The 13,321-nt window shown below is 64.4% G+C and carries 9 protein-coding genes; 4 read left to right on the forward strand and 5 right to left on the reverse strand.

Features of this window, described 5'->3' with window-relative positions:
• Nucleotides 1-379: 379 nt before the first annotated feature.
• From AC1DRP_RS10850 to AC1DRP_RS10865, 4 genes are all read left to right on the forward strand, one after another.
• Nucleotides 380-1,573, forward strand: a complete 1,194-nt coding sequence (locus AC1DRP_RS10850; protein ID WP_476768478.1) for a serine hydrolase domain-containing protein — start codon at nucleotides 380-382, stop codon at nucleotides 1,571-1,573.
• 378 nt (nucleotides 1,574-1,951) lie between these two features.
• Nucleotides 1,952-3,028 (forward strand): hypothetical protein, encoded by a 1,077-nt coding sequence (locus tag AC1DRP_RS10855; protein ID WP_476768479.1) that lies wholly within the window; start codon nucleotides 1,952-1,954, stop codon nucleotides 3,026-3,028.
• 101 nt (nucleotides 3,029-3,129) lie between these two features.
• Nucleotides 3,130-4,665 (forward strand): serine hydrolase, encoded by a 1,536-nt coding sequence (locus AC1DRP_RS10860; protein WP_476768480.1) that lies wholly within the window; start codon nucleotides 3,130-3,132, stop codon nucleotides 4,663-4,665.
• 36 nt (nucleotides 4,666-4,701) lie between these two features.
• Nucleotides 4,702-5,049 carry a hypothetical protein gene (locus AC1DRP_RS10865; RefSeq protein WP_441504471.1) on the forward strand — a complete coding sequence of 116 codons (348 nt, stop codon included), beginning with the start codon at nucleotides 4,702-4,704 and terminating at the stop codon, nucleotides 5,047-5,049.
• 337 nt (nucleotides 5,050-5,386) lie between these two features.
• On the opposite strand, the gene AC1DRP_RS10870 is transcribed toward AC1DRP_RS10865, so the two are convergent.
• The 5 genes from AC1DRP_RS10870 to AC1DRP_RS10890 all read right to left on the reverse strand — a co-directional run bounded on the left by AC1DRP_RS10870 (nucleotide 5,387) and on the right by AC1DRP_RS10890 (nucleotide 13,218).
• A complete protein-coding gene (locus AC1DRP_RS10870; protein ID WP_476768481.1) occupies nucleotides 5,387-8,263 on the reverse strand; it encodes a hypothetical protein in 2,877 nt (958 codons plus the stop codon).
• Between the two features lie 229 nt (nucleotides 8,264-8,492).
• Nucleotides 8,493-10,121 carry a GMC oxidoreductase gene (locus tag AC1DRP_RS10875; protein WP_441504469.1) on the reverse strand — a complete coding sequence of 543 codons (1,629 nt, stop codon included), beginning with the start codon at nucleotides 10,119-10,121 and terminating at the stop codon, nucleotides 8,493-8,495.
• The gene (locus AC1DRP_RS10880) at nucleotides 10,108-10,386 is read right to left on the reverse strand and encodes a hypothetical protein (protein WP_441504468.1); all 279 of its coding nucleotides are present in this window, start codon (nucleotides 10,384-10,386) and stop codon (nucleotides 10,108-10,110) included. Before AC1DRP_RS10880 ends, AC1DRP_RS10875 begins: the two co-directional genes overlap by 14 nt.
• Nucleotides 10,387-10,472: 86 nt before the next feature.
• On the reverse strand, nucleotides 10,473-11,846 hold the full coding sequence (locus AC1DRP_RS10885) for a sugar porter family MFS transporter (RefSeq protein WP_476768482.1): 1,374 nt from the start codon (nucleotides 11,844-11,846) through the stop codon (nucleotides 10,473-10,475).
• 34 nt (nucleotides 11,847-11,880) lie between these two features.
• Nucleotides 11,881-13,218, reverse strand: coding sequence for a DegT/DnrJ/EryC1/StrS family aminotransferase (locus AC1DRP_RS10890; RefSeq protein WP_441504466.1), 1,338 nt, complete (start codon nucleotides 13,216-13,218; stop codon nucleotides 11,881-11,883).
• Between the last annotated feature and the right edge of the window lie 103 nt (nucleotides 13,219-13,321).

Consider the following 13,321-nt stretch of genomic DNA (forward strand, 5'->3'; position numbering starts at 1 on the left):
CCGGCCGATTTGGCCGGTGCACCGAGGACGTTTCAAGAGGCAGATCAGGTCGGCTTCGTGCATTCAGAGCCCATCCCAACTCTCGGCACCTCCACCCGATCAGTCCGGTTCCGATCGCTGCAGGGGTAAGGCCGCTCGGGCGCAGGAACAGGCGGCGATCCCGGACGCGCGGTCATCAAGTTGGGATGTACGGTCATGGTGCCTGGCAACGATATCCCCTTAGTTTCAATCGAAGTTTCCCCTTGTCCCACGCCCGTAGCGACTGCGGCATGCCCCAAAGCTCGCCATCGTCAGCTCCGCGATATCCGTTCGGCGATGATCCTGGCGACGTCCTTCTCGCGACCATTGCCTTCGCAACCCTCAGCTTTTGGGGCGCCAAATGTTCTTTGCGGCTAGGCTCGCTGTCATATTCATGGGCTGCGTCGGCGCATCATGGCCAATCGCGCAGGCGCAGGAACTCGACCTAAGGAGCCTGGAAGAGATCCGCTCAATCGCTTCTGCGCAGTTCGAAAAGCACCACCTGAATTCGCTTCTCTTGCAGGTGCGCATCGACGGCAAGGACGTGACGAGCCTCGCGCTTGGCGAAGCGATGACCGGCGTGCCGGCGAAGATAGATGGGCGTTTCCGCAACGGGGCCGTGGCCCTCACATATATTGCAGCGCTTGCCTTGAGACTCGCGGAGGAAGGCATCGTCGATCTCGACATGCCCATCTCGCGCTGGCTCCCTGATCTGCCCGCCTCAGGCAAGGCGACCATCCGTATGCTGGCGAACATGACGGCCGGGTATCCCGATCATGTCGCCAATGACGAAAAATTCGTGAAGCCATTCATCGAGGATCCCTTCAGGACGTGGAAGCCGCAGGATCTCATCGCGGTAAGCCTGTCCCAGGCGAGGCGCTTTGCCCCCGGAGAAAACTGGGACTATTCCCATAGCGGGTACGTCATTCTCGGGCAGGTTCTCGAGGCGGCCACGGGCAAGCCGATGCATCGCCTGATGGACGAGTACATCCTGACACCACTCAAACTTGGCGGCACCTTCGGATTCGACAACGCGACGATCCCAGAACCCGCCATCCACGCCTTCACGGCAGAGCGCGGCGTGTGGGAGGACGCGACCTACTGGAATCCGTCATGGACGTTGCCTGCCGGTGCGATCCAGGTCACGACGATTGACGACATGGCCCGCAGCTTCGACACGATCGTCGGAAGCGCTGGCTTTCTCTCCGCGCAATCGCTGAAGCAGATGATAGAGCCACGCCTGATCGGCTTCGGTGTGCCGCTCGAAGGCTGCCCAACCTGCCATAGTCTGACAAAGCGCTTCAACTATGGGCTCGGCGCCATGCTGCGCGGCGACTGGGTGTTTCAAACCCCTCTTTTCGGTGGCTACGCCTCTGCCGTCGGAACCTTACCGCAGGAGCGCTCGAGAATCGGGCGTATAACCATTGCCGTGGCGGTCACCTTCACCCGCGCCTCTGTCGAGGATTGGAGTGGACGCGCTCCCAATCTTGCCGATGCGACGGTCGCTCTCATCGCCGCCAAACTGGCTCCCGAACACCCTGTTCCATTTCTCTAGGTTCCGACTGCGCTGAAAGCGTGGGCCGAAGCCACAAGGGGAGTGGATTTCCTGAAGACCGCATCGCCGTTGCCGGCGGGATGACCGTCATCCTCCAAGCCAGATTGGCTCGCCCCCGACCGATCAGTCCGCTCCGATCGTTGTAGACGGCAAGTTCGGGCGGAGCGAGGGCTGTCGGCGGCCTTGGACGGACGGTCATCAAGTTGAGATGCACGGTCATGGTGCTCGCCCGCGATTTCAACTTAGCTTCAATCATAGATCCACCGTTTCCAAGGACCGCGGCGGCCGGCCTCCTGACGGGCAGCGCACAGGCGTCGCCTTCTTGGAGCTTGGTCGCCAGTTTCGGCCTGTCGTCCAGAGCAACCGTTGGGGAGCGCGGTGAAGCAATTCAGACTGGATGGCAGCGCGACACGGCCGGCGGACATGGATAGCCAGCCACCGGTTGTCTCAGCCTCGCGTCACCTCGCCCTGAAGCTGAGGCTGACGTCACTGGCGCTTGGCTGCTCGACCCACAAGGAACTTTGCGCGCGCTTTGCGGCCAGCAATCGGACGACGCTGTTCGTGCCCCAGAACGCCTATAAATGGCTCAGCGGCAAGGCCGTGCCCCGCGCATCCAGCGTTTATGAGGATTGGGCGCGGGTGCTCGGCGGCATGCTGACCGCTCCGTTCCTCGCCTCGTCCTCCTTCGATGAGTTTCACGACGCGATCAGCACCCAGTTCGCCGTGCCGGAAACCGCGCTCTCGGCGCTGCGGAGCGAGGCAGGCCTACGGTCGGGCTCGCCCCCCGCCCTGACCGTAGTCGAATCGTCGGTAGCCGGGCGAAGTGGGCTGCGCCCCGGCGAGCATTGGCTGGAGGGCGTCTATCTCGCGATCTCACCGGCCTGGTCTCGCGTCGAGGCGGGCCGGCTGATCATCGGGACAGTGGCAATCCACGCCGATGCCATGCAGCGCCTGCAGATCAGCTACAGCGAGAACCTGTTCAACCGTCAGGTCCGCATGAGCGGGCAATTGCTGAGCGATGGCCGTACCGCACAGAGTGCCCTCGCCTGCTCCTACACGCAGCGGCTGTTCCTTCTGGCGCTGAACCTGCCCACCCTGCCGGCCAATCTCATCGGCGGCATTCTCAGCGGCGCGGCAGTGCATGATCCCGACGCTCGGGCCGCCGCCTGCCGCATCCTGCTTCTGAGGGCGCATGGCGGCCAGGCCCAGGATCTGGTCGCGCGCACGGGCTATCTCGATGCGGACGGGGCACTGGTCGAGAGTGAATTGGCCGCGCTCGGCTATCGCGGCGATGCCGCAACGGTCGCACTAGGTTCCGGCATCGTTGATTTCCTGAATGCGCCTTCGTCCTCCGGCCTTTGTGAAGCGAAACTTAAAGATTTGACATCACTTGAGCGGATCATCGATCGAATACCATCTTCTGAATTCTTACAAAAATCAGCATCATGGCATTAGATTCAAACCACCAAATCCCTGCTTCCCAGCCTCCATGGCATTTATGCCAAATATTGGCACCAAATGACGTGTCAATGCACTTTGTCCGAAAGTGGATAACCATGAAACACTGCGGTAGTCTTGTCGCTGCGGCGCTCTTCACGCTCGCTGCCGTTCATCCTTCCAAGGCGGAAATCACAGGCGAAAGCCTTCAGGCGCTCCTGCCCGGCCTCGAGAAACAGGCTGCTGCCGGGATGAAGGAGTTCTCGGTTCCTGGCATGGCCATCGGCATCGTCTTCGACGACCGGCTCATCTACAGCAAGGGCTTCGGCGTCAAGACGATCGACAAGGCCGACCGCGTCACGCCCGACACCATTTTCCAGATCGGCTCGACGACCAAGGCGTTCCTCGCGACGTCGCTCGCCCAGGCGGTGGATGCCGGCCGGCTGAAATGGGCCGATCCCGTCATCGATCATATACCCACCTTCCAGTTGGCCGATCCATGGATCTCGCGCGATTTCCGCATCCTCGACCTCGCCGCGCAGCGCTCCGGCCTCACCCCTTACGTCAATGACGACCTGACCCTTCTCGGCTTTGACAAGCAGACGCTGATCCAGTCTCTGCGCGTCGCGCCGCAGACGGGCATCTTCCGCTCGCAGTTCGGCTATCTCAACATCCCGCACATGGTCGCCGGCGAGGTGCTGGCGAAGGTGAACGGCTCGCCAAGCTGGTACGAGTCGGTGAAGCGGACGCTGCTTGATCCCCTTGGCATGTCATCGACGACGGCCACCCTGGAAGCCATCACGCAAACCGCCGACCATGCCACCGGCCACAGATTTGCCGAGCGCCCGGTCGCAATCCCGTTCCACGCTGCCTTCCCCTATGCGTACGGCCCCGCTGGCGCCTTCAACTCCAATGTCAAGGATATGGCCCAATGGCTGCGCCTGCAGCTCGGGCGCGGGCRTTTCGGAGAGAAGGCCCTGGTCTCCGAGGAGAACCTCGATGTCACCTGGACACCGCGCGTCGCGATGAGCGAGCGCGTCAGCTATGCCGTCGGCTGGGTCGTCAACGCCACGCCAAACGGGCGCGTGATCTGGCATAATGGCGGAACCCCGGGCTTCGGCGCCCATGCCGGCTTCCTGCCAGATGGCAGGACCGGCATCGTGATCCTGACCAATCTCGGCAATGCGGCCATGGCGGATGCGCTCGCGCAATGGTTTTACGACCGGGTTCTCGGCAATCCCGAGGTCGACAACATCGCACTCGCCGCCGCCGCCATGCGGACAAACCGTGAGCTGCAGCGCAAACAGGCGGCCGCCTTCATCCCAGGGCCGCTTGCTCCCTCTGCCGGCGTACTTGTCGGGAGCTATGTCTCTCCGGTTCTCGGCACGGCGACGGTCGCCGCCGTCGACGGAAAACTGCAGATGACTCTCGAAAAGACCGACGCGGTCGCTCTGCTCGTATCCAGCAAGGATGATCCGAACCTGTTTTCGGCGCGCCTCATGGCGACAGCTGGCTATGAGCCGATCGTGGCCATCGCCGGCGATGTTCCCTTCACCCAGATCCGGTTCGAGCGCGACGGTTCCGGCAGCATCGCCGAACTCCGCTGGCTGTCTCCGGAACTGCCGCATGTCTTCACACGCCAGCCTGGCCAATAGGCCTGAACCCTTCCGCGCCATTCCAAGGACGAGCCCATGAGCACCCTCTCCCACAAGCTGGCCCGGACTTCGTTGGTCCTTGCCCTGAGCATGGCTGCCGCTGCGGCTTACGCGGCCCCGGTCACTGCTCCCTCTCAGGCCATGAGCGAGCAGCGGCATATCTTGCCAGCCGGCGACATGTTTCGCGGGATCATCGATTTCCTGGGCGATCAGGACAATTACGTTCACGACAATCACTACGACTGGCAGCGTTACCGGGACACGACGTCCCGGAAGGAGCGCATCCGCGATTACTATCAAATGCAGCAGGAAGCGCAGAAGGACTACTGGCGTCACCAGAAGGAGGCGCAAAAGCAGATGATCAAGCAGCAGCGTGGCTGGTAAGACCTGACGACCGCTCCATCATCCGGGGAGCGGCATTGAGCTTACGCCGCCTCGCGTTGGACCGATCCAGCGTGAGGCGGCGACTATGCCCAACCAGGGCCGTGGTTCCAGGGCAGGCCGAACGGCCAATCCCATCGACAGCCGAACCCGCCGCGCCGGAAGCCTTGGTCTTGAAGTGCGAAGACGCGCGGCTTCGTGCCGCGTGCCCCACAGAACCCGACGTCCGGGTTTGCGGAGAGCAAGGTCAGCGATGCCATTCTCGCCCTGACCGATAGTGGGGTAACCAACTCCGCGGCGAGAGACCCCGCTGGCGCACGCCGCAGCCGATCCGCTTCATTCAATCTTGCCGCTGAGCACCGCCCGCAATGGTAACGGCCCCTGTCGTCACCGTGCGCAGCTTCCAGCCCTCGGATCGGGACCCCGCGAGGTTGAGACGCCCGGCCATGAAATGCAGCCGCTTGGTATCCTCGCTCTTCGAGGTGCAGAAACGGTCCTGAAGGTAGAACGGCGGCATCGCCTGGTAGAAGAGCGTCGCCTCGATGGCAGCTGGCTTACCGTCGATCTCCGACAGGGCGATGCGATAGAGCGTCGCGTCGCCGCCACCCTCCCGATAGTCGGGATCGTCACCGACCTGCACAGGTCCGGCCTCGTCAGCCAGTTCCGAGCCGGCGCCGAGGGAGGCCGCGAGCTTCACCCGGTCATCGCGCCCGAGATAGCCCCTCGGCAGCAGGCGATTGTCCTTCACATTCGAGCAGATCGACAGGAAGCTCGTGGTCAACTGCCCCGCGGGCTGGGAGCCGATGCCACACTGGGCCGGCCCGGACAGCGGGGGGCTCGAAACCAGCTCCTGATAGATCTGGACCTGATCCTGCCGGGTGATCACCTCCCGATGCGGCTGATGCGCGAGCGGATCGAGTCTGGCCGAGCAATCCGCATTCCACCAGACTTCGCCGGCGACGGGCGCGCCCATCCCGTCGGTGATGACGCCGAGTGCGTCAGTGCGCCCCGAAGCCCAGATCGCCTTGCCGCCGGCGTCGAGCACCTTGAACGCGATGAATGCGCGCCGGAAGCCGACGCCGCTCGGGAATTTGTGCCCAGTTTTGTTGGTGACACGTACCGACGCCTCCAGCGCCGATTCAGTCATCCTGACGCTTTCGACGGCGATCGCGGCGGTGCGTTCCGCAGCCTGGTGGTCGATCGCCTTCTCGGTGAAGAGCAGCGGATCGACCCCTTTCTTCGTCAACATCGGATCTTGCGTCCGGATTCCCATCAGCTCCGGGAACTGCTGCGCCATCTTGATCAGGAACGAGTTCAAACCGACCAGCACATGGCTGGCGAAGCCGGAGCGCACGGGCAGGTCGATCTCCTCGGGCGGCAAGGTGTGCTCCGCCTGAGGGAAGTTTGAATATTCCTGGATGCTGGCAATCTTGCTGCGATACGGGTGTCCGTCCGCATCGCGGCTGGGCATGTGACAGCCCTGGCAGGTTTCGGGGCTCTTGCCGGCGCCGAATGGCAGCGCTCCGTCGGGCGACTGGCCGGTACGGAAATCGCTGAACGCCCATTCCGCATAGGTCGTCTGCTCGTAGGTGTGTCCGATGACCTTGCCCTTGTCGAGCACCGGCAGGTGAACCGTGTGGCAGCTGCCACAAACCTCCGAGCTCTTGATGGCGGGGTTTTGCAGCGGCGTCATGCCGAGTGCATTCTCCATCGGCTTCGCCTTGGGGCCCTCGAATGGCCCCTTCATCTCGGTCATAGCGCCCATCAGGAAGCTGCCGGTGAAGGTCCTGGCGAAGCCGGTATTCTCCGGGTTGAGCCGTTCCTGGCGCTCCTCGACGCAACTGTTCTGCGGCTGCGCCTTGACCCGGCTCCGTTCGGCCTCGCTCAGCGCCATGGCGTGACAAGTTGTGCAGGATACGCCGTCGCGGGCGAGCGCACCGTGCCGGGCCTCCAGGCCGGAATGGCCGGCGGGCCAGGGCACGGCAGCGACGGCGGCACGCGGGAACGGCGAGCAGCCCTTGCCCCTTGCTCTCTCGTCGATCTTGAACTGCCGCTGCCCCATCACGCCGTGGCAGCCGAGGCAGGTGTCCTGCACGAGCTCGGCGGCTTCGGGATGGAAGGTCTCCGTCTCGCTTGCGAGCTGGGCGAAGAAGACCGGGTCGCGTCCGGCCAGGCCCATGGGCGACGAACTCCAGGTGCCATAGGGCGAAAGATTGAGGAAGCGGCCGTCCGGCCCCGGCAGCGTCATGTCGAAATGCAACCCGGTCGACCCGGCATCGTGGCAGCCGAGGCACTGGTCCGAGGTCAGGAACTGCTGCTGGGCCTCGCGCCGGTTCGCACTGGCCCAGACCACGTCATAGGTCTGGGATGGCATCCGCATCACCTTGTCTGCGGTCGGATGCGGAAACGGGATGCCGTAGAAAGTGGTGAACTCGGGCGCAGGGCTTTCGCGGGCCGGAGCGCCGAGCAGCGTGATGTCGTCGGATTCCTGCACGATGCGCAGGTGGTTGAGCATCGCGGACAGGTCGTCATGAGCTTGGGCGGAACGGTCGGTGAAGGCGTTCTGGCTCAGGAAGACCAGTGGGCGCCCGGGCTCTCCCTTGATGTTCTTCAGGTCCGCGAAGGTCGAATTGGCCTTGGCGCTGGCATGGCAGTTCACGCAGTACTGACCGAAACCCATGTTCGGGTAGCCGTTGCCGGGCCCCGCCGGCCAATCGGGCTTCCAGTCGCTCCATCCGAACCAGCCCCAGAACCAGCCGTCATGCGAGGCCTTCGCGTCGCGCACCATCACGGCCGCACCGCTCGTCGGCAGCAGCCGCAGCGGATCGACATCGCGGCACAATGCGGCAGGCGCCGGGAACATCTCCTTGATCATCATCGCCCCGTCAGGCACGGGGGGCTCCGCTGTCCCCTCATGGGCCTGCGTCCGGTTGGCCTTCAGCCAGCCGAACATTTCCGGCGAGTACCAGATGACCACCGGTGCATGGGTGCCATGGTAATTGCCGCTGGTCTTGTCGTTGCGCAGCGTCGCGGTGAACGGCCCGGTATCGCGAACCATCTTGTCGACGCGCCAGCCCGCGGCAAGGTTGCGGTGGCAGAAGGCGCCGAGATAGCGGCCGAGCTTTTCCTGGTAGACATCGAGAGGAAAGGCGCCGGGCCTTCGGATATCCCGGTCGAGCGCGGCGCAAAGGGCAGCGTCGGCCGGCACGAGCGGCATCGGGCGTTCAGCGGGACACTGGGACGCGAACGCAAGTCCTGGCACCAGGGCCAGCAAGACAAATAGCGCGATCGTGCGGAGCATGAATCAACCCGGGCGACATTCCGTTTGAGGCTGCGCACAAGATGAGCAGAGCGCAAGCGCATCCCTCCTACTCACCGCGCAGCCTCATTCTGATCGGAGGAGCAGCAGCTCCTGTCCCCGATTTCTCTCGCCACGACCTCGGGCGTCACGCCGTGACCTGCTGCTGCTTCGCGACCTTGACCAGATGGCCAGCCAGTCTGTCGGCCAGCGCCATGATCGTCAGCGTCAAGTGTTTGTCGGGGAGCTCAGGAATGACCCCGCCATCGCAGATATAGAGGTTGTCGATGTCATGGCTCTTCAGGTCGGCATCGACAACGCCGCGTCGCGGATCCTGCGCAATGGCCGTGGTGCCGGCATAATGGATGCCGGTGCCGCTGTTGTCGCGGCTGGCGTAGATCATCGTGGCGGAGGCCCGCCGCAGCACGCGCCTGCCCCAGACCGTCATCGCGTCCATCATCTGATGGCTCGCTGCAGGAATGGTGAAATCGACCTCGACCTGCGGGACGCCATAGGCATCGACGCTCCGGCCCGGACGCACCCGGTTTCCAGGCGTCGCCTCGCCCTGGCAGAACAGGCCCAGCGTGACGTAGCTGTGGAACATCATCCGCGCGAGCCGTTCCTTCAGGAAGGGCGGAAAGCCGCGCATCGCGGTCAGATAATGCGGCACGTCAGGCGCGCTGTGGATGGCATGGCCGATGAAGGGGAAGGGCGCGCCACTCGCAAGCTTGCCTTGCGACAGCAGGATCAGCAGATCGCCATAGCCGAGGTCGTAATCGCGGCGCTTGCCCCAGAGCTTCAGCAGGGAGGTGGAAAGCACGACCTTGGGATTGTCCTGCAGCCCTGCCCCGACGCGCCCATGCCGGTTGCCGAGGCCGGCGGGATCGGCGTCATCGGCCGAATTGAACAGGATGCGCGGCGTCTCGAGCGCTCCCGCGGCCAGCACGACGACGCCGGCACGCAGAAGCCGCCGCTCGCCGGTCGCCAGGTCGAGATACTCGACCCCATCGATCCGCCGGCTGCTGCCATCGCGGAGCAGGCGAACCACCTTTGCCTGGGTCCGCAGCTCGTAGTTCGGCAGGTCAACGATCTGCGGCAGCAGCCGCGTCGAGAATTTATAGACCGCGCCGACCGGGCAGCCCGAGGTACACATCCCCGTCGAGATGCAGGATGTCGGGGTTCCAGCCCGGGTGTTGATCGCCTTGCGGTTCGGGATGGCATGGGAATGCGCGTCGTTCAGCGACTTGACCGCGTTGACGACCAGCCGGTCGGCCGGGCGCAACGGCTTCGGTGGCAGATAGTCGCCGTCCGGCAGGTCCGGCAGGCCCTCCTTCGTGCCGCAGACGGCGATCAGGCGCTCGACGGCGCCGTAATGCGGGGCCAGATCGGCATAGGAGAACGGCCAGGATTTGAAGTCATCCGCCGAAAACCGGACGCTGACGCCGTTCCAGAGATTCTGCAGTCCGTTGACGGCGAGGACCTGGAAATGCCGGAACCCCTCCTTCGGCCGTGCCGTCGAGCCAACAGTACCATCGGCAAAGAGCGGGTGGACGAAGAGGCTGTCATGCGGATCGCTGGGCCAGGTCGTACTCGGATCGATGCCGAAATCCCTGGTCACGCCGGGCGGCAGTGTCGTCTTGAAATGATCCTCCGGCAGCATTGCGCCATGCTCGAGCGAGATGGTGCGCAAGCCGGATTTGGCGAGCTTGTGGGCGAGAATGCCGCCGCCGGCCCCGGTGCCGACGACCACGACATCGCAGAATTCAGCCTCGGTCACGCAGGCCTCCCACGGGCCATTCCCCGACTGAGCGCAAGAAATCCGGCGAGGCGAAGCGGATATATTCGAGGAAGCCGAAGAGCGCGGTCCGGTCAGGACCGAGATCGGCGCGGCGCAACCGCCCTGTATGCGCGAAATCGGCGCGCTGCTCGACCGCTACGAGCGCCGCCCCGATCTGCCGGTTGGCTCGTGCAATCCGCGTGATGTCGGTCAGAAGCGGAAGCAGGACCGCGCGATACGGACTGAGCCCGATCAGTGCGGCCATCAACCGCTCCGCATCTTGGGAGGCAGCCCCTCCGGCTGCATCGACGTGCTCCTGCGGCTGTCTGTCGAGAACCGGCGGCATGAGGCTCATGCCGTCACGACCCGAACCGGGGCCGCATCAAGCGTCCGGAACGGCCGCCCCGATTCCAGATGCCGTTCGATCTCTTCGAGCGAGACACCATTGGTCTCCGGGACCAGCAGATAGGTGAAGACCAGCCCGGCCGCGCAGACCAGCGCATAGACCGCGAAAACCCCGCCAAGACCGAAGCTGCTGACGAGCATGGGGAAGGAGAACACGACCAGGAAGTTGAAGGCCCAGTTGGCGAGCGAAGCCACACTCATGCCGAGACTTCGGACCTTGAGCGGGAAGATCTCGGACATCATCACCCAGGGCAAGGGACCGATGCTGGCTGCGAAGGCCGCGACATRGAGCACGAGGCCAATCGTCGCGAGGATATCCAGCGCCTCCGCGTCGGTCGCCGCTGCGATGGCGATCATGCCGAGGCTGAGGGCCGTTCCGGCAAAGCCGATGAAAAGCAGCCGACGCCGTCCGATCCGGTCGATCAGATACATTCCGACGAAGGTCATCGCGACATTGACGATGCCGATCCCGACCGTCGCCAAGATCTGGGTCGAGGTCGAGTTGAAACCCGATTCCTTGAAGACCGTCGGCGCATAATAGATCACGGCATTGATGCCGCTGAGCTGCTGCAGGAAGAACAACCCCATGCCGACCACCAGCGCTGGGCGAACCGACGGGCTGAGCAAGTCCGCCCAGGTGCCGGGCCTCGTCCGCTGCTGCACCGCCTGCCGGATGCTCGCCAGTTCGGCATCGACCGCGGGATCCTGAGGCGCAAGGTCGCGAATCCGCGCGATCGCCAGACGCGCCTCTTCGGTGCGGCCCTTAAGGGCGAGCCAGCGCGGCGTGTCGCCCATGCGATACATGCCGATCAGCAGAGCGAGCGCCGGCAGGACCCCCATCAGGAACATCAGCCGCCAGGACTCCGCGAACGCGAAGTCGACGACATAGGCCCCGAGAATGCCGAGCGTGATCGCCAGCTGATAGATCGAGACGAGCATGCCGCGCTTTTCGGCGGGCGCACTCTCGGAAATGTAGAGCGGCGCCACCATCGCTGCGATGCCGACGGCCAGCCCGAGCAGCAGACGCGACGCCGTCAGCATCCAGACCGCGCCAGCCGCGGCTGAGAACAGCGCCCCCGCAGCAAACAGCACCGCGGCGACCAGCAGCAGGGCACGACGGCCATAGGTTTCGGTGGTGCGCCCGGCCAGCAGCGCCCCGCCCAGCGCGCCGAGCGGGACGGCAGCGGTCATCAGCCCCTCGTCGAACGGGCTGATCGCGAATTCGCCGCGCAGAAGATGCAGCGCGCCGGCGATGACACCCTCGTCGAAGCCGAACAGGAATCCGGCAATGCCTGCGATGGCGGCTATGAAATAGATCATCATCTCGGCCTTGGTTGATCTGGAATGGCGCGCATCAGGGCAGCAGGCCGTTCGCCACCTTGCGGAATGCAGTGACGATGTCGCTTTCGTCGGCTTCGGTCAGCGTCGAGCCGATGGCGAGCAAGGCGCCGCGCGCATGGAAATCGTCGCATCGCGGCAACGCCCCAACGCGGTAATCATAGGCTTCGGCGAAGGCATTGGCGGGGTGTGTCCAGGGGAAGCCGTCCCGGCTGTTGGACCGACGCTGGACCAGACTTGGAATGTTGAAATACCAATGCATGCCCCATTCCTGCATGGTGATGCAGGCGAGGCTGCCGGGCGGCCCGGCGATTCCCTCGGCGCGCAGCGCATCGACGAAGCGTCGCGCCAGGTCGGCATCGGGCAGCAGCATCAGCAGGAACGGACCGGTATCTCCGGCCGGGTCCGGGATATGGCGGAAGCTGATGCCGCGCAGATCCGCAAGCTGCTGGCGAATGCGCCATTTCGAGCCCCGCATCGCGCCGGTGATGCGCGACAATTTGCGCATCTGCGCCAGCGCCATCGCGCCCGCGAGCTCCGACATGCGCGCGCCCATGCCCCAGAGCTGGCAGGCCTCGTCGGAGGCGTCGAGCCGGCCCTTCTCGTTTCGGGGATAGCCGAGGTCGTGCAGTGCCGCGATACGCCGGAACAGCGCATCATCTTCGGCGACGATCATCCCGCCATCGCCAGAGGTCATGTTCTTGTTCAGTTGGAAGCTGAAGATGCCGATATCGCCGAAGCGCCCGACCGCCAGCCCGCCGACATGCGCGCCGGCCGCCTGGGCGCAATCCTCGACCAGCCCCAGGCCATGGGCGCGACAGATCTCCGCGATCTCGGTGATGCGGCCTGGCGCTCCGCTCATATGCACGCACAGCACCGCGCGGCTCTGGGGCCCGATCTTGCGCCGGAGATCTTCGGGATCGATGCAGAAGGTCTCGTCGATATCGACCAGGCGGGGAATGGCGCCGACCCGCACCACGGCCGAGAGGCAGCTCACCCAGAGATAGCCGGGCACGAAGACCTCGTCGCCCGGGCCGACCCCAAGCGCCGACAGCGCAATCGTCAGAGCCGCCGTCCCCGACGACACCCCGAGCGCGTGGCGATGTCCGAAGGCTTCACACCATTCGCGCTCCAGGGTCTCGACCATATGCTGCGGATCGGGGCCGTAGAAGCGGAATGGGCTGCGCGCGCGCACGACGCGATCGACCAGTTCGCGCTCTTCTTCGCCGATCCAGTGGACCCCAGGCAGTTCCCAGGGCAGCGGCTCGCGCCGGACCGGAACACCACCGTCGATGGCGAGCCGATTGGCCCGCTCCTGACCAATCCGCGATCCTGTCTCGGCCAGATCGGTCATGAATATCTCCTGTAGGCAGCTCGTCGGCCTGGGGGCGGCCAGACCATCAAATCCGGGAAGATGTTGATCTCGCCAATGCACCGCTTGTAGCATGAAACAGAAG

This window comes from Allobosea sp. 01N443, from assembly GCF_056399325.1.